The sequence below is a fragment of the Marinobacter sp. DS40M6 genome, from assembly GCF_028581595.1.
GTDB classification, from domain to species: Bacteria; Pseudomonadota; Gammaproteobacteria; order Pseudomonadales; family Oleiphilaceae; genus Marinobacter; species Marinobacter salarius.
Window position 1 is genome coordinate 261493 of sequence record NZ_JAFCAE010000002.1, and the last position, 20595, is coordinate 282087.

Annotated in this window: 15 protein-coding genes and 1 tRNA gene; 2 read left to right on the forward strand and 14 right to left on the reverse strand. The window is 56.7% G+C overall.

What is annotated here, in order from left to right; genetic code table 11:
- Positions 1–39: 39 nt before the first annotated feature.
- From JJO78_RS05175 to JJO78_RS05230, 12 genes are all read right to left on the reverse strand, one after another.
- A complete protein-coding gene (locus tag JJO78_RS05175; RefSeq protein WP_036204607.1) occupies positions 40–1023 on the reverse strand; it encodes a TAXI family TRAP transporter solute-binding subunit in 984 nt (327 codons plus the stop codon).
- A gap of 188 nt (positions 1024–1211) precedes the next feature.
- Complete coding sequence (locus JJO78_RS05180; RefSeq protein WP_126810395.1) at positions 1212–3596, reverse strand: efflux RND transporter permease subunit; 2385 nt, start codon at positions 3594–3596, stop codon at positions 1212–1214.
- A gap of 46 nt (positions 3597–3642) precedes the next feature.
- On the reverse strand, positions 3643–4791 hold the full coding sequence (locus tag JJO78_RS05185; protein WP_227544245.1) for a WD40/YVTN/BNR-like repeat-containing protein: 1149 nt from the start codon (positions 4789–4791) through the stop codon (positions 3643–3645).
- A gap of 154 nt (positions 4792–4945) precedes the next feature.
- Entirely contained in the window at positions 4946–6334 is a 1389-nt protein-coding gene (locus tag JJO78_RS05190) for a DUF1329 domain-containing protein (RefSeq protein WP_126810396.1), read from the reverse strand.
- Positions 6335–6519: 185 nt separating this feature from the next.
- Positions 6520–9165, reverse strand: a complete 2646-nt coding sequence (gene pepN / locus JJO78_RS05195) for an aminopeptidase N (protein ID WP_126810397.1) — start codon at positions 9163–9165, stop codon at positions 6520–6522.
- Positions 9166–9195: 30 nt separating this feature from the next.
- Positions 9196–9999, reverse strand: a complete 804-nt coding sequence (locus JJO78_RS05200) for a DUF2797 domain-containing protein (RefSeq protein WP_412535603.1) — start codon at positions 9997–9999, stop codon at positions 9196–9198.
- 35 nt (positions 10000–10034) lie between these two features.
- Positions 10035–10334, reverse strand: coding sequence for a YeaC family protein (locus JJO78_RS05205; RefSeq protein ID WP_036204593.1), 300 nt, complete (start codon positions 10332–10334; stop codon positions 10035–10037).
- A 138-nt stretch (positions 10335–10472) separates the two neighbouring features.
- Positions 10473–11348, reverse strand: a complete 876-nt coding sequence (locus JJO78_RS05210) for a rhomboid family intramembrane serine protease (RefSeq protein WP_075195586.1) — start codon at positions 11346–11348, stop codon at positions 10473–10475.
- A 3-nt stretch (positions 11349–11351) separates the two neighbouring features.
- The gene (locus JJO78_RS05215; protein WP_036204586.1) at positions 11352–12365 is read right to left on the reverse strand and encodes a metallophosphoesterase; all 1014 of its coding nucleotides are present in this window, start codon (positions 12363–12365) and stop codon (positions 11352–11354) included.
- 4 nt (positions 12366–12369) lie between these two features.
- Positions 12370–13254, reverse strand: coding sequence for an NAD(+) kinase (locus tag JJO78_RS05220; protein ID WP_007151855.1), 885 nt, complete (start codon positions 13252–13254; stop codon positions 12370–12372).
- 132 nt (positions 13255–13386) lie between these two features.
- Entirely contained in the window at positions 13387–14637 is a 1251-nt protein-coding gene (locus JJO78_RS05225; RefSeq protein WP_041334726.1) for a DNA repair protein, read from the reverse strand.
- A 214-nt stretch (positions 14638–14851) separates the two neighbouring features.
- Entirely contained in the window at positions 14852–16918 is a 2067-nt protein-coding gene (locus JJO78_RS05230; RefSeq protein WP_127400826.1) for an oxidoreductase, read from the reverse strand.
- 131 nt (positions 16919–17049) lie between these two features.
- Between JJO78_RS05230 and JJO78_RS05235 the strand changes: the two genes are divergently transcribed.
- A complete protein-coding gene (locus JJO78_RS05235) occupies positions 17050–18108 on the forward strand; it encodes an AraC family transcriptional regulator (RefSeq protein WP_126810399.1) in 1059 nt (352 codons plus the stop codon).
- Between the two features lie 206 nt (positions 18109–18314).
- On the opposite strand, the gene JJO78_RS05240 is transcribed toward JJO78_RS05235, so the two are convergent.
- Positions 18315–18391: transfer RNA gene (locus tag JJO78_RS05240), tRNA-Asp, on the reverse strand.
- A 125-nt stretch (positions 18392–18516) separates the two neighbouring features.
- Positions 18517–19548, reverse strand: a complete 1032-nt coding sequence (locus JJO78_RS05245; RefSeq protein WP_036204580.1) for an AraC family transcriptional regulator — start codon at positions 19546–19548, stop codon at positions 18517–18519.
- A 169-nt stretch (positions 19549–19717) separates the two neighbouring features.
- Between JJO78_RS05245 and JJO78_RS05250 the strand changes: the two genes are divergently transcribed.
- Positions 19718–20593 (forward strand): MaoC family dehydratase, encoded by an 876-nt coding sequence (locus JJO78_RS05250; RefSeq protein WP_075195589.1) that lies wholly within the window; start codon positions 19718–19720, stop codon positions 20591–20593.
- The last annotated feature ends 2 nt before the right edge of the window (positions 20594–20595 follow it).

Genomic DNA, 20595 nt, shown 5'->3' on the forward strand with positions numbered 1-20595 from the left:
GGCAGGCCTGCCCGCGGTGTCGTTTTACCGGTTACAGGATCAGTCGATCAGGCCGGCTTCTTTGTAGTACTTCGCCGCGCCCGGGTGCAGAGGTGCACTCAACGCGTCGGATACCATTTCTTCTTTCTTCAGGTTGGCAAACGCAGGGTGCAGGCGCTTGAAGCTGTCAAAGTTCTCGAATACAGCCTTGACCACTTCGTACACTACGTCCTCAGATACCTCGGTAGACGAGACAAACGTTGCCGCCACACCAAACGTGGTCACGTCATCGTCAGAACCACGATACATACCACCCGGGATCACCGCTTCACGGTAGTATGGGTTGTCTGCAACCAGCTTCTTGGTCGCTTCGTTATTGACGCTGACGATCACACTGTCACAGGACGTGGTCGCTTCCTTGATCGCACCGGAGGGGTGCCCAACGGTGTAGAAGAATGCATCAATATTGCCATCACACAGAGCCTGGGATTGCTCCGCAGCCTTCAGTTCCGCCGGAAGCGAGAACTTGTCCATGGTCCAGCCCATTTCGTCCATCAGCACTTCTGCTGTGGCGCGCTGGCCGGAACCGGGGTTACCGACGGACACGCGCTTGCCTGCAAGATCTTCAAACGTCTTGATACCAGACCCCTTGCTGGCAACCACCGTGAATGGCTCGGGGTGCAGCGAGAATACAGCACGCAGCTTCTCGTTCTTTCCGTCTTCCTCGAACTGGCTGGTGCCGTTGTAGGCGTGGTACTGCCAGTCAGACTGGGCTACCGCCAGGTCCAGCTCACCCTGGCGAATCGCGTTCAGGTTATAGACCGAACCACCGGTGCTCTCTACAGAGCAGCGAATACCATGTTCCTTACGATCCATGTTAACCAGGCGACAAATCGCACCACCAGCCGGATAGTACACACCGGTTACGCCCCCGGTACCGATGGTGACAAATTTCTGCTCCTGCGCGGTAACCGCTGTCGAGGCGGTTCCAAGGCTGACCGCTGCTGCAACTGCAAGTGCGGAAAATTTCTGTTTCAGTGCCATGACTTTTCCCTTATCTGTTCATTATTGCTTTTTTGGGCCCGCGTAACGAAACGGACACTCCTCACTTTCGCCTTAAAACATAGACCACTTTGCGATATAAATAAAGCAAGGGTTAGCTCGCTAACCACTTGAGCAAAAAAACAAAAAAGCCCGCAGAGCGGGCTTTTTTGATCAAGCGGTCGCGAATCTTATTTGTTCGCGCGGGCCTTGGCAACCATTCGATCCGGGCGCAGGAGGAAACGCGCCAGGGCCGGCAGCAGCCAGATAGAGCCCACCATGTTCCAGATGAACATGAAGAACAGCAACAACCCCATATCCGCCTGGAACTTGATCGGCGAGAAGATCCAGGTAACCACACCGATACCCAGTGTGACACCGGTAAAGATAACCGCCTTACCAGTAGATCTCAGGGTCTCGAAGTATGCTTCCTGGAGTGTCTTGCCCTCCAACAGGAACTTCTCGAGCTTGCTGTAGATATAGATACCGTAGTCGACACCAATACCCACGCCCAGCGCAATAACCGGCAACGTCGCTACCTTGATACCAATGCCTGATACCGCCATGATCGCCTCCGCCAGGATCGACGTCAGGCCCAGTGGGATCAGAATACACAGAACCGCACGGATAGAACGGAACGTCAGCAGGCACAATGACGCGACCACACCGTAGACGAAGATCAACATCATGTTCTTCGCACTTGAGATGACATCGTTCGTGGCAGCTTCGACGCCCGCATTACCGGCGGCCAGCATGAACGTGTATTCGTCGTTGTTATTGTTGCTGGCGAACTCCTCAACGCGTTCGGTGACTGTTTCCAGCGTTTCTGCCTTGTGATCCTCAAGGAAAACAAGCACCGGTGTCAGATCACAATTGGTATTGATCAGGCCTGCCGGCGCCTCACGGATCGAGGCATTGATAATGGTCTGGTTGCGGGAAATCTCATACCACTTCCAGTTACCCTCGTTCAGTGCCTTGGTAACAATCTTGGACACATCGGCCAAAGACGCCGAGGACTGCACGCCAGGCGTGTTCTGAAGCTCCCACTGAAGGTTGTCCATGGCGCGGAGAACGTTGTACTGGGTACACTGCTCTTCCTCGGTTTTCACCATCACGACCAACACATCGGCACTCGTTGAGTAGTTGTCGATGATGTAGGCATTGTCCTTGTTGTAGCGGGAATCGGCCCGCAGCTCCGGCGCACCCTGATCAAGGTCACCGACTTTCAGGCCTTGCTTGTAATAAAGGCCAAGCCCCAGGCCAATAACCGCTATCAACAGAGAAATCGGTGCCACACCGGGATGTGCGAAGTAAGACATGACGCGCCACTTGCGATCCTGCTTTTCACCATGATTCTGCACATGACGAACACCGCCCTTGGAGATACCAAGGTACGACATGATCAATACGTGCAATACCAGGTTGGTCAGAATGACGAACGCCACACCGATGCCGGCGGCAACGGCCAGATCCCGGATAACATCGATCTCGATGAAGAACAGAGTCAGGAAGCCGAAGGCATCTGAAATCAGAGCCAGCATGCCCGGGATATAGAGCGCCCGGAACGCAAGGCGGGCCGCGGTAACGGAATCAAACCCTTTCGCCGCTTCCACCGCCATGGCATTCACAATCTGAACGCCATGACTGATGCCGATGGCAAATACGAGGAACGGAACCAGAACCGAGTAAGGGTCCAGGCCATACCCCAACAGCCTCAATGTGCCCAGTTGCAGGAACACCGCGATGATGGAGGTGAACACCGGAACCAATGTTCCGGTAATGCAACGTGAGTACCCGAACAGCAACAGGGTCGTCAGGACAATGGTGATGCCCGCAAACCAGGCAATGGAACCAATACCCTCAATGAGGTCGCCCACTTTCTTGGCGAAACCGACGATGTGAATTTCAATGTTCGGATTCTGCGCCTCGTACTTGTCCCGGATCTTTTCTTCCAACTGGCGCGAGAACTCACCGTAGTCCAGCGGCTCGCCAGTTTCAGGGTTGTTCTCATAAAGCGGCGCGTACACGATGGTAGAACGGAAGTTGTCGGAAATCAGGCGCCCTACTTCGTTCGAACGGAGTACGTTCTGACGCAGCTGTTCAAGGGTGGCCCGGGAGCCATCGTAACCGTCCGGGATCACGGTGCCGCCCTGGAACCCTTGCTCAGTCACCTCAACCCAGCGAACGTTGGAGGTCCAGAGTGATTTCAATCCGGAACGGTCCACCCCGTTGAGATAGAACACCTCATCGGTGATCTGCTTCAGGGTTTCCATATACTCGGCTGTGAAGATATCGCCCTCTTCCACTTCCACGGCGATACGCACAAAGTTACCCAGGTTCTCCAGATCGTCCCGGTGCTCAAGCATATTGACGATGTAGGGATGCTCCAACGGAATCATCCGCTCGAAACTGGCATCCGGCTCAATCTTGACCGCGTTGTAGCCAAGGAACAGCGTCAGGAAGAAAAAGGCAATCAGGATGATGGCCCGATTGTTGAAGATCAGCCGTTCCAGGAACGGTTCTGCCTTCGGTGTAGTCAGGTAATGCTCGCCCTTGTCGTGCTTCGGGTTCGACATTCAAAAGCCCCTCTAATTTTCTATCTGTTGGTGCCGCATCAGGGCGTTATTGAAGATTCTTGCCGCGGGCGTCGGTGTGCTTCACGCCACCCTCGCCCACAATCAGCAGATTGGTTCCCGATACGGGGACAATATCCATCACCCCTTCCCGATCATCCCGGAAGTAGGGACGGAAGGTATCTCCACCGTTGGTGCTCATTAGCACTGCGCCACCATTGCCAACCAACGTGATACGGCCGTCTTCGGACACCGTGCCATCATTGAGGGTTGCGTCCGACTCACTGGGCACCACTTTCCAGCTTCTGCCCAGGTCGGATGAAAAGAAGATGTTCCCACGCAAACCGAATGCGAGTATCTCATTCACATTACCGGTTCCGATTGCTCCGAACAGGGAGCCTTCATAGGGGCTCTCACGTCTCTCCCAGCTGTCACCGCCATCGACGGACACGAAAATCTGCCCAGCCTCTCCGACGATCACCAGGCCACCGCCAGTGATCTGGCCAATGCTGTTCAGGTGAAAACTGCTGGGATTCTCAAGCTTCGGCGCCCAGTCTTTCCAGGTCTTTCCGCCGTCCGTCGTGCGCAAAAACATGCCATAGGCACCAACAACGAAACCGTGGTTCTCATTTTCGAACCAGACATCCAGAAACGGGTTCACCGGGCCGATTTCAAGATCCGCCTGCAGGTTTTCCAGCGAGAAATACAGATCGCCCAACGCCCAATCGAGGTCGTCTTTCTCGTCCTCCGGGGCTTCTTCCAGTTTCTGCTCCATTTCGTCGATCTGCTCCTGGCGACTTTCAATCGCCAATTCAGCAGCCCGGACACCGGTGAGCTGGAGCTCCCAGTTTTCGCCCGCATCGTCTGAATGGAGAACAACGCCACTGTGCCCAACGGCCCAGCCATGCTGTTCAGTGCCAAAATCCACGCCGGTCAATGTGACGGATACCGGAACTTCACCCTGCACCCAACTTTCACCATCATCATCGGAAAAAATGATATGACCACGCACACCGGCTGCCACGATTCGTTCGCCCGCCGTGTCGACATCATTGAGCAGATGCTCTGGCGCAAGCGCAGTTGGCCGGGATGGGGTTTCGATGATATCTGCAAGCGCAAACACCGTGGGCGCGGACAATGCCATGGATAGTCCAAGACAGGCCGCTCCCAGAGTCTTGCACATCAACCTTGTAGCCATTCAGATTGCCTATATGTTGTGTTGAACTGTGTCACTCTGATTTTGCCGGTCGCACCGGCCAATACTATGAATATACCGGTGACCTTCCGACCACCGGTATATCCGTCGCCATCCGTCTCTGGCGAAAATCGTGTTCCAACAACGAGTCAAGACGTTAACGCACACTCCTGCGACGCAGGGAAGCCGGCGAGAAATACCGTCGGTTGGGCACGTCGTTGGTAAACTTACGGGTGGAACCCTCTTCGGTATCCAGGCCCAGCACGTGATAACGACGAGCCTGAAGGTCATGGTACACATCCAGCACTGTCCATACGCCAGGCAATTCATAATAGTTTTTCGCCAGACCCATGGTCACGCGCCAGAGCTCACCGCGGCCATCGTACTGGTCCAGCAGCAAGGTGTTCCAGCTATCGGCATCCACATAGAAGCGACGCTTGCCGTAAATATGGCGCTCCCCTTCCTTCAGGGTCGCTTCCACAACATGCACCCGATGGAGCTCCCAACGGGTAAGGTCCGGATTCAGGTGGGAAATACCCAGGATTTCGGAGTAAGGCGTGCCCTGCTCACCGATGCGGTAATTGTTGTAGGGAACGTAGATCTCCCGCATACCCTCATATTCCCAATTGTAGCGGTCCAGGGCACCGTTAAAGATATCGGTGTCATCGGCTGTTCGCAGATTGTCTGCGGCTGCAATCGGAGAGTCATAGCCCAGGTTGGGTGCACGACGAACACGGCGCTGGCCGGCGTTGTAACCCCAACCATTACGCGGGTTGATAATCTGGTTCAGAGTTTCATGAATCAGGATGGCACCACCGGCAAGACGAGGTGGCGACTGGGTAAACGACAAATAATAGAAAATAACGTTATCGAGTTCTTCTTCACTACCCTCAGGGTTGTAGTAATTGAAGAAGGCTTCCTGCTGAGAGGTCACAAGGGAGTAGTCGCCATCCGGCTGCACTGCCACTTCGCTTGAACGGCGGGTTACGGAAACGCCACGCCAGCGAGTCAGGTGATTCCAGACTACCTGCCAGGCTTTTTGCTCATTATTACCGTGCAGGATGGGGAAAGGATAACCGGCAAAGGCGCCATCGATCCCCTCGCCTTTACCCACTACCTCAGCATCTACGGCATTTTCCCTGGTGTTTTCAGCAACCCAATCCGGCACCGCGTGTGTGCGACGGCTTTTGTAGACCGGAATACGGAAGGTCGTCGGATAGGTGTCGAGCATGGCACGGAGGCCGTCGGTCAGGTACTCGTCATACTGATCCATGTTGGACGCGCTGATGGTGAATAACACCTCATCGTCCGGGAAAGGGTTGATATGGTGCTGACCACTACCCTCATATCCGGTAGGGGCTTCGGTGAGGCCACCCGTCCACGCGGGAATGGTGCCTGCCTCGTTGCCGGCTTTCACGGAGCCAAACGGGGTAAGATCCTGACCCAGTCGAGCGGCTTCACTACTGGAAACGGCGGAATTGGCTGGCATGGCAAAAACCGAAAGAGCAAACAGACTGCCCAAAATCACATTGTTCTTGTATGTCATTTTTTAACCTTAAACCTGTCTGAAAGCCCTGTAGAAGGCTTTTCTTATTGTGTTGTCATGGAATATCGGCTCCTGACAGAGTAGCCGATTGGCCGATATTGTCTATCGACCGAAAGTGCGATTTTGTATCCGCCTGTGACAGGCCCCGCGTTGCGGCAGACGGATACCCCAGCGATCTCGCTTCCCTATTGGCCGGCAAGGCTCTTGTGAACCACCTCGTAGACATCCCGCGACAATCCAGACTTGTCACGAACGGTCTCCAGCGCCGATTTCATCTGCTCGCCGTGAACCGGCGCGAATTTGCGCCAGCGGGTCAGCGGAGACACCAGCCTGGCCGCAATCTGTGGGTTACTGTCATCCAGTTTTCGCACCTGCTCCGCCAGGAACTGATAACCGGCTCCATCCTCTGCGTGAAAGGCAGGGAGATTCTGGCCGGCAAACACCCCGATCACCGAGCGGATCTTGTTGGGGTTCTTCCAGTCGAACGCCGGGTGCTCCATCAGTTCATGGACTTTGCGCAAGCCTCCGGTGCGGGTACTGCCCGACTGCACCGCGAACCATTGCTCAACCACCTGGGGGTCGTCCTTCCACTGCTGGTAGAAGTCTGCGAGTGCCTGCTCCTGCTCTTTTTCGTAACCGGAGTTCACCAGGGCACGAAGGGCTCCCATACGATCCGTCATGTTATCGGCCTCGTTAAACTGGCTTGTCGCCAGCGTCCGGCCCTCTTCATCATCGATGTGCAGGAGCCAGGCCAGGGCGGTATTCCGCAAGCTTCGACGCGCTACGGCCTCCGGCGTCACCTCGTAGTGACCGCTCAGGGTGTTGCGGTGATAGCAGGCCAGAAGCTCGTCCCTTAGCGATCTCGCCAGATGCGCAAGCACGCGTTCACGGGCTCTGTGGATGGCAGGTACGTTGGGCTGATCAGCCAGTTCGATCAGATAGGCTTCGGATGGCAGTTGCAGCATTTTGGCAACCAGCGCCTGATCCAGAGACGAGTCCGCCAACAGGCTGCGATACGCCTCAACCAGGCCGGCGTCCACGTTCCCATCGGTGGACGACACCAGTGAGTTGATGACGTCCACCGCCAGGCGCTGTCCCGCGTCCCAGCGATTGAAACCGTCCGAGTCATGGCTCATCAGGAAGGTGAGCTGCTCCCGTGTCCACGGGTAGAACACCCGCACCGGCGCCGAGAACCCCCGCAACAATGAAGGCACTGGCCGCTCCGACAAGCCGTGGAACTCGAAGGTATGACTGGCGTCGGTCAACTCCAGGACCCGGTCCGTTGGCGCATCGGCATCATCTGCAGCCAGCTTCAGTGGCAACGACTCACCCTCGGCACCCAGAAGGCCGATGGCAAATGGGATGTGCTGCGGCTTCTTATCGGTCTGTCCCGGTGTATCCGGAATCGACTGTTTGATGGTCAGGCGATAGATGCCAGCAGCGTCATCAAACTCATCCCGCACTGTCAGCTCTGGCGTGCCAGACTGCTCGTACCAGAGACGGAACTGCGACAGGTCACGACCACTGGCATCCTCCATGGCGCGGACAAAGTCGTCTGTTGTCACCGCCTGACCGTCATGCCGCTCAAAGTACAGGTCACTGCCCTTGCGGAACAGATCGGGCCCCAGCAGCGTATGGATCATGCCCACCACTTCCGAACCTTTCTCGTAGATGGTCAGCGTGTAGAAGTTCGTGATCTCCATATAGGATTCCGGACGAACCGGGTGCGCCATTGGCCCCGCATCCTCGGCGAACTGAGCGGTACGAAGCATGGTCGCATCCTCAATCCGCTTCACAGTGGGCGAACCCACATCGGCAGAAAAACAGGAATCCCGAAACACCGTGAAGCCTTCTTTCAGGCTAAGCTGGAACCAGTCGCGACAGGTCACGCGATTACCGGACCAGTTGTGGAAATACTCGTGGGCCACGATCGACTCGATGCGCTGGAACGCCATGTCCGTCGCGGTTTCCTGGCTGGCCAGTACGCACGAGGAGTTGAAAATGTTCAGCCCCTTGTTCTCCATGGCGCCCATGTTGAAGTCGTCCACTGCGACGATCATGAAAATATCCAGATCATACTCGCGGCCATACACCTCCTCGTCCCAGCGCATGGCGCGTTTCAGGGAGTCCATGGCGTGGTCGCACTTCTCGGCGTTGCGGGGTTCAACGTACATGCGCAGGTCAATGTCACGACCTGACATTGTCTTAAAGGTGTCCCGCTTCTCCAGGAGGTCACCGGCCACCAGAGCAAACAGGTAGCAAGGCTTCGGGAATGGGTCTTCCCAGGTGACAAAATGCCTGCCGTCGGCCAGATCGCCCTTTTCAACATCGTTGCCGTTGGACAGCAGGATGGGATAACGGGTTTTACCCGCCTCAACACGGGTGCGGAAACGGGCCATCACATCGGGCCGGTCAGGAAAGTATGTAATGCAGCGGAAGCCTTCGGCTTCACACTGAGTACAGAACATACCCGACGATTTGTACAGGCCTTCCAGGCGCGTGTTGTTCTGGGGTTCGATCCAGGTCACGACCCCCAGATTAAACTGATCCGGCACTTCATGAAGGGTGAGTTTGTCGTCACGGTCCTCGTAGGCGCTGCCCTCCAGGGGGTTGCCATCCAGGCTCACCGATTCAAGTGTGGTCAGGCTGTCGCCGTCAAGTTCAAGGCTCTTGTCCGAGGAATCGCTGTCGGGATTCCGGCGCATGGCCAGGGTACAGTGAACCCTGGCCCCATCTTCAAACAGTTCAAAACGCAGATCCACATGGTCCACCAGAAAGGCGGGCACGCGGTAATCCTTGAGGAAAATGGTCTGTGGCTGACTGGTACGCATTCACTTTCTCCAGAATTCGTTGGGCCGGGCTCAGTGGTTTGGGAAGACCCGGAAGCGGACTTCATAACCGGTGTATTTACGGATATTGATAACACCGGTATCCAGGATCAGGTATTGGCCCTTGATCCCCTGGAGCACGCCGTCCGCCGAGGGCGACTTGTCCAGATTATGAGTTTTTACCGTCCGGGGCCATACCTCGACCGGATATCTCAGAGCCACCCCGTCTTCATCGACAGCCCGGATACTGTTCTCACCGTGGGCGGCGCGCAATTCCGACAAATCGTCGGCGACCAGCTCCAGCATGCGGCGACGCTCTTCAACCAGATCCAGCTCCGGCACGTCGCCTTTAAGCATGGCCCGCCAGTTGGTTCGGTCCGCAACGTATTTCTTGCAAGCGACTTCCACAAAGCCCGCTAACTGGCGGGTAGCCACCCTGACCATCGGGATGGCATCGACGGCACCCTGGTCTATCCAGCGAGTTGGCACCTGAGAACCACGGGTTATGCCCACCTTGAGACCGGACGAATTAGCCAGATACACCACATGCTCAATCATGCAGTGAGTCTCTCCCCACTCCGGCTCACGGCAGGTGCCCTCATGGTAATGGCATTTTTCCGGGCTCATGATGCAGCTGTCACAGGCGGCCAACTTGCGAAAACAGGGATAGCAGTAACCCTGGCTGAAACTCTTGTTGGTCTTACGATCACAGTTGATGCAGCGTATCACGCCATCGAAATCAAACTGCAACGTGTACCCGACCATCTCATTAAGGGGGATGAGGGTATCGCCCACCCGGATGGTATAGCTGACCGGATCACCGGCCTCTGCAGGCATCTTGCGCAGGCGACCGGTCACATCAACCAATGCGGTCAAGACTTCACCTCAAAGTACTGATCTGAGCCAGCGGTACCGTTTGACGATTTCCCTGCTGTGCGCGACACGCTGGGATCGCACGCAGTCCCCGCCTTTTCGCCGCGGTCAAGGTAACCAACCCGCTCTTCCATCGGTGTGTTGTGGTGGTCTTCGTAATAAATAACGGCCTCCATGCAGATCGACCGCTGCTCGTCACTCAGTTTACGACCATCCGGCCACTTGCCCAGCTCAAGGGCGCGCTTGAGGCTCTGATAAACAGCGGGGTCCAGCCGTTTGATCAGCTCTTCGTAGGTCATTTCGTTCTCCAATCATTTGCTAGCAAAAAATGTGAGGAAACCCGTTGACAACAATAAACGATAATGATTATCATTAACTCACCAAATGACGAAGGTCGTATTCATTTGGTCTCTCTCATCAGGAGCTATACGCTCTTTTCATGCCCCGCGGTTTCGCGGGGCTTTTTTTGGTACCGGCAAAATGGCCGCCAGGGCAAGGCCAGCCACAAAGCCTCCCAGGTGGGCTTCATTTGCCATCTGCCCCAACCCCACCATTTCGGTAAATGGCGTAAAGCCAATCACCATCCAGGCCACGGCAAACGTCACCAGTGCAGGCGGGAACTGGAAACGGGGCACGCGTCGCTGGCTCAACCAGCAATAACCCAGAATGCCGTACACAACGCCAGACAGACCGCCAAACAGAGGCCCACTCACGATGTACTGCAATCCGTTGGACAGCAGGCTGGTCACTACGAACAGGGCAAGTAACCGCGCACGGCCATCGAACCACTCAACCTGACTGCCCAGGAACCACAACATGACGGAATTAAAGATGATATGGGTCCAGCTGAAATGCAGGAAATCCGGCGTGATCAGGCGCCAGACCTGCCCACCAGCCAAGGTAGAAGACAGCGCCTGGATTCGATCCGCCATGGTACCAACATCATAGAAACGCGGATCGACGAACATCAACAGGGTGGATAGCTGATTCTGTCCCATGGCCGTCACCCAAGCCATCAATACGGCCAGGGCAATCATGGCGAGCACCATGGGTGCGTGGCGTGGCGACGGCTGCCAACGCCCCCCGACAAACACCGGCGATTGCGCTGTCGTATTGACAGCGTCCTGCACCTCGGGTTCCTTCAGGAAGCGCTCAAGGGCCTGTAACACCGGCTCCGTATGCTCAGGGTTCTCCAGCCACAGCACCTGTGACCCACCCTCCTCGGTGATCCGGTGCTCCACCCCCTGCTCTTTCAGCCAACGACTGAAACCAGCCAGGTTTGTGTCGGTATCAATTTGTTTCACGCGATACACAGGTTACCTCGCCACGCTGTCTTCGCTGGTGGGATAGTCCGGCTGCTCCGGCCTCTCCACATCCACCCAAACGAACTTGTCACGGGACAGGGTACGTTCGCCATCCAGGCGATAGGCCACTAGCTTGCCGTATTTGACCGCACTGAAGTCGATGCAGGCCACATTGTGTTTCAGTGGTGCCGGCTCGCCTTCCATCCAGTAATGGCCCACGAACACCGGTGGCGCTGAAGCGGGATAGCTGATCAGCTGGCCTCGCTCAGCGTCCGTCAGCTCACGGCAGGCGACGTCCTCCGGCAAGGGGTCGGGCTGGAACACCACGTCGGCGTAGGTTTTCGGGTTATCAGCCCAGAACTTGGTGCGGAAAAACTCCCTGACGTAGCCGTCTTTACCGGTAATCTTCACGCCCGGCGGCAAGCGAAGATCCGTGCCGCGCAGCAAGGTATCCATGACCTGGCCGGCGAAGGACTCAATCGCCGCCGACGCATGGAGGAACTCGTCATCGATACAGGCACCTCCCTGATTTTCCTTGAATTTGGTGATCAGGTCGCTGTCCCAACACGCATGTACTGCCCGGAAATCCGGCTCATCGATAAACAGGGGAATGGTGTAGAACCACTCCAGAAACTCGTTCCATTCGTGGGGGTAATGCTCGAACTGTTCGAGGGTTTCTCGGATCAACCGGTCGTGCCGGGCATTGTGCTCCCGCAGGAACGTCTTGCCACTGCCGGGGCGGGCACGGGTGCAGTAGCCCAGGGCGTTGTACTCGTGATTTCCCATTACGATGCGGGCGGAACCGTGCTCGACCATGTCCCTGACCAGATGCAGTGCCTCACGGATACGAGGTCCGCGGTCAATGATGTCACCAATGAATATGGCCTGGCGCCGGGGGTGTTCATAGACACCGTTAACCTTGCGATAGCCCATCTGGTCCAGTAGCCGCACCAGGGTATGAGCGCATCCGTGAATATCGCCGATAATGTCGTAACCGCGGCTCGCGGATCTTTCCTGTCCTGGCATGTTGTTAGCTCGCTGCAATCTCACTGGCCCAGCCCAGCTTGTCCCGGCATGTGGCGTAAAAATTATGATCCGCGGGGTGAATCAGGCGAATCTTGAAGGGTTTCTTGGTGATTCGGATGATGTCGCCGGGGGCACAGGCAATGTTCATCTGCCCGTCGAAACTGATCTGCGGATAGGTTTCGTTTGTTTCACCGATCACCAGCTTGATCTCGCTCTTGCCGTCCACCACGATCGGGCGACTGCTCAACGTGTGCGGGAACATGGGCACCAGCACGACGGCATCGAGTTTCGGATGCATGATCGGCCCGCCCGCCGATAACGAATAGGCGGTCGACCCGGTCGGCGTAGCCACGATAAGCCCATCCGAGCGTTGGCTGTATACGAAATGTCCGTCGATGTAGAGGTCGAACCCGATCATCCGGGTCGATTTGCCGGGATGCAGCACCACGTCATTCAGGGCGGTTCCAAAGCCCAGCGGCTGGCCATTGCGCTCCACGTGCCCATCCAGCAGGAAACGGGTCTCTTCGATGTATTTCCCCTGCAGGACCTTGCCCAGCCGTTCCTCCAGGTCAGACGGAGAAATATCGGTCAGGAAACCAAGACGACCACGGTTCACACCCAGCAGCGGAATCTTGGATTTGGCCAGTTCCCGGGCAGCGCCCAGCAGACTGCCATCACCACCCACCACAATAACCAGGTCACAAATTTCACCCAGCAGCTTCTTGCTGGCCACCTGAAGACCATGACCAGGCAGCATGCTGGCGGTGTCTTCCTCAATGATCACGTGATAGTTATTGCTCACCAGATACTGTTTGAGCTGACGCAGCGATTCGACCACCTTTACGCTGCCCATGCGGCCAATCACGCCAATGTTTCTGAATTGATCCATGTAGCTTCCTGTGGGTGTCTGGGTTGGGCCGGGGCGGAGCTGATTCATCACCCGGGGGCGTATCAGCACCCATAGTAACGAAATACGGCCCGATTCTGAAAAAAGATCCCGCAGGAAATCGCTAGAGGCAGGTTAGTTGGAGTCCTTCGGCCGGTGCTGTTCGCAGCGATCATCCACCTCTGCCCGAAACTCAGCCGGCTGACTGATGCGCATGACGGGCTCACCACAGGGTTTACCGTTGGTAAGCTTATGATGGCAGACCGGGTGTTCATAGTGATCAAGCCATTGCCGATAGGCCGGCTCATTGAGCCCGCAACGCTCAGCAGCGTAGGCCACAGGGTTGCGGAAATAGCTCTCGATATCATCGTAAGGCAGGGTAATATGACCTACCCCGGCGTGGTAGGCCACCAGGAAGACCGAATGGTTTTGCAGATGATCCATGACTGAATTTTCGGTTGGCGGCTGGTGTCGCAAGTCATAGTTTTCCTGCTCCAGCACCACGATCTTTTCGTCCCTCAATTCCAGTTCGCGCTGACGGCGCTCCAGTTGCTCTCGCAGCAACACCACCTCGGCATCCGCCGTAGCACCCTCGCGCTCATTACGGGCCTCACCACTGGCGATCTGCTCCTGCATCATCAGGTACTGCTCATTGCGCTCAGCAAGGCGTTTTTTCAGCTGTTCATTGCTGAGTTTCTGGCGCTCATACTTCTGCTGGAGTTCGGCGGTTTCATTACGCAGGGCCTGCATCTCATGGCGGTTTTCACGCTGCAGATCAGACAGCGCATCGCGATGAACACTTTGCAGGGTTTTGATGCGAAGCCGCTGTTCCCGGATAACACGGGCAAGCCGCACCCGGTCTGCGGAAACCTCAGGTTCTTCCTGGGAACGGGACTCGGCACCCAACACAGGAATATCCTCTTCCGGCGTGGGCTCCACCTTGCGGAACCTCAGTGTGTTCGCATCCACGGCGCGCCGAATGGCCTGGAAGTGGTTGCTTCCCGGGGTCATATCAGGATCCCAGAAATCCTCGGCACTGGCAGACTTCGGGCATTGACTGCGACACACCAATCGAATCGGACCAGCACCCATATCCGGGCCCTTGGCACCTTTGCGGGCCAGTTTTTCTACGGGCAAGTTCCAATGGCTGTCAGCCCTGCCTTCCTCATCAAAATAGATTCGGAAGAAAACCAGCGAACGCACCAGAAGGTCGCTGCCAAGCAATACGTAAACGGCCTTTACATCGGTATCTGCCAGGTCGGACAGGCCAACGTAGCCATCAAGAAAGGCTCCGAACTCAGACGCACGCATCTGGCGCGACACGTCGCTGCCGTCCATGAAAAACACCGCCGAATAACCATCGCTTGCCTGGTCGGCAGACCCCATTGCTAACTCCCCACTCTCCAAAAACCCGACCGCTACACGACAAACACACCAAAAGTGTTCCGTTTTTTCGTCAGACACCAGAAACCGGCCCTGCACAGTGCGCGGGGCCGGCTTCAAACTGACAGACTTCCGGATAATAGTCTAGCGGGTCAAACCTCTGAAGGTAGAGTAAAACTGCAACGTTTTGTGATCAGGGCCCGCACGCCCGTGGCACTCAGAGCTCCGCTGCCAGGCGGCTGCCCTGATTGATCGCGCGCTTGGCATCCAGTTCCGCGGCCACGTCGGCGCCACCGATCAAGTGCACCTTCATTCCAGCGGCTTCAAGCCCACTCTGTAACTCACGCAAAGGCTCCTGGCCGGCACACACAACAATGGTATCCACCGGTAATACCCTATCCTCTCCCTGCTCGGCACCTTTCGGGGTCACCGTTATGTGCAGCCCGTCATCATCAATCTTGCGGTAGCTCACGCCCGGAACCATCTGCACCTGGCGATTCTTCAGTGAAGTGCGGTGAATCCAGCCTGTGGTCTTGCCCAGGTTTTTACCGACTTTCGATGCCTTGCGCTGCAACAGGTACACCTCGCGGGCCGGCTCCGGCACCTCCGGCTCCATGCCCTGAATACCGCCACGATGACCAACGCTCAGGTCCACTCCCCATTCACGCATGAAGTGCTCGGGGTCCAGTGCCGCCGAGGTGCCCTTGTGGACGATGAATTCCGAGACGTCGAAACCGATGCCACCGGCACCAATCACCGCCACTTTCTGCCCTACGGGCTTGCGACCCAACAGCGCATCCAGGTAACCAATGACACTGGGGTGATCCACTCCCTCAATCTCTGGCGTGCGCGGGCTGACGCCGCTGGCCAGCACCACATGGTCGTATCCACCAGCCTTGAGGGCATCGACATCCACACGGGTGTTCAGGCGTACGTCCACCCCGTGTTTGTCCAGCATGACCCGGAAATAACGCAGGGTTTCGTAGAACTCCTCCTTACCCGGTATCCGCTTGGCCACGTTGAACTGACCACCCACTTCGCTACCGGCGTCAAACAGCGTTACTTTATGACCACGCTCCGCCGCTACCGTCGCAAACGCCAGGCCTGCGGGGCCGGCACCAACCACCGCGATCGTTTTGGGCTCGGCGGTTTTGACGTAGGTCAGCTCAGTTTCGTGACAGGCACGGGGGTTGACCAGACAAGAGGTCAGCTTGCCGCTGAAGGTATGATCCAGGCAGGCCTGGTTGCAACCGATGCAGGTGTTGATTTCATCCGCGCGGTCTTCGGCAGCCTTCAGAACAAGGTCCGCATCCGCCAGGAACGGACGGGCCATGGACACCATATCAGCATCGCCTTCCGCGAGGATCTTCTCGGCAACATCCGGCATGTTGATGCGGTTGGTGGTCACCAGGGGAATGCTGACCTCGTCTTTCAGGCGCGCCGTTACCTTGGTAAACGCGCCTCGAGGCACAGAGGTAGCAATGGTCGGTACACGGGCTTCATGCCAGCCGATGCCGGTGTTGATAATGGTTGCGCCGGCTTTCTCGATTTCTTTCGCCAATTGCACCACTTCATCCCAGGTACTGCCATCTTCGATAAGATCCAGCATCGACAAACGGTAAATAAGGATGAAATCGCTGCCCACGCGCTCGCGAACCCGGCGAACAATCTCGATCGGCAGTCGAATGCGGTTCTCGTAGCCGCCACCCCACTGATCAGTACGATGGTTTGTATGTGCCACGATGAACTGGTTGATGAAGTAACCTTCCGAACCCATGATCTCCACGCCGTCGTACCCGGCTTCCCGCGCGAGCGCCGCGCAGTTGACGTAATCCTCAATCTGCTTTTCGATACCCGCTTCGTCCAGCTCTCTAGGCTTCATCGGGTTGATGGGCGCCTGAATCGCGGACGGGGCCACCAGCTCCGGATGATAAGCGTAGCGACCGGCATGGAGAATCTGCATACAGATCTTGCCGTCGGCCTCATGCACCGCGCGGGTGATCACCTGATGCTTGTCCGCTTCTTCCTGGGTGTTCATCTTGGCCGCGTGCTGGAACACCGCACCTTCCACATTCGGGGAAATACCACCAGTCACAATCAAACCCGCACCGCCACGGGCACGTTCGGCGTAGAAAGCGGCAAGCCGATCAAAACCATTCTTCGCCTCTTCCAGGCCAGTATGCATGGACCCCATCAGTGTACGATTGCGAAGACGCGTGAACCCGAGATCCAACGGCTCCAGCAAATTGGGGTAACGTTTAACGCCCGGTGTCGATTCGGTCATGATCTCTCTCCTGTTATTGGATCGGCAATGCAGTGATATGGGCTCTAAATTAGCCATCCGACCCTTCCCAAACAATATCCCGAAACAACAGTTTGATATCCTGTAACGACTTGTCGGACAATACCTGCATCATGAAAGCGAGCACCAGACACAAAAACCCCCTCGGCGATATCAGCGTGCTGTACGTCGCCGTCATGGCCCGCGCACTTCTGGCCGAAGGCCGGGACCCCACAGACCTGCTGAGCCGGTTTGGGCTGGACGAACAGGCACTGGGAGCGCCTGCGGCCCGGATCAGCATCCCCCGGTTCATGAGAATGGGTCAGGCGGCTATCGCCCTCACCGGCAACCCCGCGCTCGGCCTGACGATGGGCCAGCTGTCTCGCCCCGTGGACGCGGGTATCGCAGGGCTTGCCGCCCAATCTGCCGCCACAGCTGGCGAAGCCATCAGCACGCTGATTCATTATTCCCTACTCAACAGCCGCAACAGCAGGGGTGTTCCCTGGACAGCCGGCAAGGGCCGTGAAGCGCATTTTTACTCCATCAAACCCTACAACGTGTTTAATTACTTCGTGGTGGATTCGGTCCTTGCAGCCTGGGCCCAATTCCTGAGGCTCATTACCGGCCACGACCGGGTCGTTGAACGGGTCTGCATTGAGTACCCTTCCCAGGGTTACGACGATGTGTTTGAACAGTGGTTCGGGTGCCCGGTGAAGTTCGGTGCCGAAGGCAACAGCCTCAGACTGGCCCCGGGAATAGCGGAAGCCGCTTCGCTACAGGCGCAGGCCGCCATGTTCGAGTCACTGTCAGGGCAGTGCGCACTGGAACTGTCACGTATCCGCGCCGGGTGGAGCACGGCTGACCGGGTGAAAGACCAGCTCCCACCCCTGCTACAGGGCGGCACTCCGACCCTGATGACCGTCGCCCATAAGCTCGGCGTCGCGCCCTGGACACTTCAAAGACAATTGGCAGAGGAGAACACCGGATTTCGGGAACTGGTGGACGACACCCGCAAGGAGCTGGCTATCGAGTACATACGGGAAACACGGGTATCGCTGTCAGAAATTGCGTGGCTATTGGGCTTTGCCAATCCGGCAGCATTTCATAAGGCGTGGCGTCGCTGGTTCAACACCAGCCCGGGGGAACATCGAAAACAGTACCTGGCGGAGCAGGCTGCCAAAGGTATTCTCTAAAAACCTGAAAGCACCACTACAACTCAGTGGCATCGTCCAGAGTATCGTCATCATCATAGTCTTCAAACTGACAATCCATCAGCTCTTCTTCGTAATCGGACATTGTTCGTCTCCCAAGTTTCAAACAGGAGAACGATAGCATGGACAATATTACAGAGAGATGAATCGGGAATGACAACAAAAAGAGGTAATCAAAGAAGGGAAAATGGCGGAGCGGACGGGACTCGAACCCGCGACCCCCGGCGTGACAGGCCGGTATTCTAACCAGCTGAACTACCGCTCCGCGTGAGCCGCCACCTCGGGCGCAATCAAGGGTGTGACTGCTCGGTGACAACGAGGGCGCATTATAAAGAGGCCGCCCTGCATGTCAACGTTTTTCATGAAAAAAGTTCGGTTTTCAGAAGGCTCTTACATGGCATCAACCATGGCATCCTTTCCCTGTGCGGTCTTTCGGTATTCGATAGGCGTCATGCTCGACCAACGCTTGAACGCCCGGTAGAAAGTACTGGGTTCCGAGAAGCCGGTGAGATAAACGATTTCGTCAATGGATTCGTCGGTGGTTGCCAGCAACTGCCGCGCCAGGCGATAACGGAAATCCGCCAGCACCTGGTTGAAGCTGGTTTCTGCTTCAGTCAGGCGGGTACGCAGGGTTCGGGGCTTAATGCCAAGACGCTCGGCCACGGCATCCAGAGTAACCTCGCCGCTGTCCAGCAGTTCCGCAACAATCCGCTCGACCTGTCCGACGATGTCTTTCTTCTCAAGACGGGCCACCTGCTCACTGGCAAACCGCTCATGGAGGTCCAGCAACTCCGGTTCCGCATGGGGTGAAGCATGGGACAGCAGGGTGGCAGGGAAATACAGCCGGTTTTCCTTGGCGCCAAATATGACATCGCAGCCAAGCACGTCGATCACATGCTCCTGGCCATGCTCACGCTGATGCTCAAACTCGATGCGCGACGGATAGAAGCTGTCATCGGTGATCGATCTGAAAAAGGTAATCAGGCCCTGCACGAAACATTCGTTGAAGTGCCGCAGACGGCTGACTTCGCTGGAAGCGGCATCCAGAACCATGCAAGCCTCGTCGCCCTCGATGAAGAAGTCGGTATTGGCAGCATCGCTCAACAGGCGCTGATAGTTCTGAGCCCGCCGCAGGCCCTCGCCAAACGTGGGGCTACTCAGAAACAGATATTCCAGTACCTGCCCCTTGTAGGCCGGTAACAACTGACCCAGGTGGAGGCCGGCGTCGGAGTCACCCGACACATCCTCAACCACCTGCCAGAAATACAACTGGGCACTGTGAGGTGTTCTTAGCTGCTCGGTGTAGACATAGTCTTCATCCACTCCCAGCCGGGCAAAAATGGCATCTGTATCAATCCCTTTGCGTTTCATGGCCTGATAAATCAGGCGCAACATCACACCCGCATCGCGAAGTTCCTGCATAAAATCCCGCTTTATAGTTGTTTATTAATCGGCTTGGCCGGCCGGACAACCTTGCTGGCAAGCCAGGTCAATGCTCATACTGGCCGGGTTTGCCAGACTCTGAGACCTTAGTCTTATATTAGAGCATATCAGGCCACAGACGCACAGGTGTACCAGGAGAGATAGCAATATGACAGATACTTCAATCTACCACCGTCACCCGCCCGGCCTATGGTCGCTTTACAGCAAGGCCCTACTCCCGAAAACCAAGCCATCCGGCGACGAACTCAGGATCCCCGGCCTGTCCACCCGATTAATCGGTGTCAGTACGGCCAACGATAACCTGAAACGCTACCGGAAGGTATGTGGCTTCGATACACAGGCTAACGTGCCCATCACCTGGCCCCACATCCTGGCGTTTCCGTTGCATCTGAAACTGCTGACCGAGAAAGACTTCCCACTGCCCCTGCTTGGGCTCGTTCACCTTCGCAACAACATCACGCAGCACCGAGCCATCGGCACCGGGGAAACGCTGGACATCACCGCACGGCTGGACGGTCAGAACAATACGTCGAGGGGCCTGGAGTTCGATCTGGTCACCGAAGCCTGGTCCGCAGGGAGGCTGGTGTGGGAAGAGACGAGCACCAACCTGTTCCGGCAGCCGGATAAAAGCAAAAAGGCCTCGGGCGATAAACCTCCCGAACTGCCCCACTACCCTGAGACCACCGACATCAGTGCCGCGGAATCCATTGGCCGGCAATACGCGGGGGTATCCGGTGACAGAAACCCGATACACCTTCACGCGCTGACCGCAAAGGCCTTCGGTTTCCCCCGGGCGATTGCCCACGGCATGTGGAGCAAGGCCCGAGTGCTGGCACTACTGGAACAGCAAAGCGGCTGGCGCCCGGACGCGATATCCGTCTCCTGCCAGTTCAAGAAGCCGCTGTTCCTTCCCGGAACCGCACAACTCAACTGGCAGGTGGGGCAAGACGGCTGGGTTTATCAGCTACTGAATGCGTCCGGAAACGCACCCCACCTGAGCGGCCAGATACATTGGGAAAGTTAAGT

Coding starts and splice junctions, on each gene's coding strand:
- JJO78_RS05175 (WP_036204607.1), bottom strand. CDS start 1,023: ATGGCACTGAAACAGAAATTTTCCGCACTTGCAGTTGCAGCAGCGGTC.
- JJO78_RS05180 (WP_126810395.1), bottom strand. CDS start 3,596: ATGTCGAACCCGAAGCACGACAAGGGCGAGCATTACCTGACTACACCG.
- JJO78_RS05185 (WP_227544245.1), bottom strand. CDS start 4,791: ATGGCTACAAGGTTGATGTGCAAGACTCTGGGAGCGGCCTGTCTTGGA.
- JJO78_RS05190 (WP_126810396.1), bottom strand. CDS start 6,334: ATGACATACAAGAACAATGTGATTTTGGGCAGTCTGTTTGCTCTTTCG.
- pepN (WP_126810397.1), bottom strand. CDS start 9,165: ATGCGTACCAGTCAGCCACAGACCATTTTCCTCAAGGATTACCGCGTG.
- JJO78_RS05200 (WP_412535603.1), bottom strand. CDS start 9,999: ATGCCTGCAGAGGCCGGTGATCCGGTCAGCTATACCATCCGGGTGGGC.
- JJO78_RS05205 (WP_036204593.1), bottom strand. CDS start 10,334: ATGACCTACGAAGAGCTGATCAAACGGCTGGACCCCGCTGTTTATCAG.
- JJO78_RS05215 (WP_036204586.1), bottom strand. CDS start 12,365: ATGCCAGGACAGGAAAGATCCGCGAGCCGCGGTTACGACATTATCGGC.
- JJO78_RS05220 (WP_007151855.1), bottom strand. CDS start 13,254: ATGGATCAATTCAGAAACATTGGCGTGATTGGCCGCATGGGCAGCGTA.
- JJO78_RS05225 (WP_041334726.1), bottom strand. CDS start 14,637: ATGGGGTCTGCCGACCAGGCAAGCGATGGTTATTCGGCGGTGTTTTTC.
- JJO78_RS05230 (WP_127400826.1), bottom strand. CDS start 16,918: ATGACCGAATCGACACCGGGCGTTAAACGTTACCCCAATTTGCTGGAG.
- JJO78_RS05235 (WP_126810399.1), top strand. CDS start 17,050: ATGAAAGCGAGCACCAGACACAAAAACCCCCTCGGCGATATCAGCGTG.
- JJO78_RS05245 (WP_036204580.1), bottom strand. CDS start 19,548: ATGCAGGAACTTCGCGATGCGGGTGTGATGTTGCGCCTGATTTATCAG.
- JJO78_RS05250 (WP_075195589.1), top strand. CDS start 19,718: ATGACAGATACTTCAATCTACCACCGTCACCCGCCCGGCCTATGGTCG.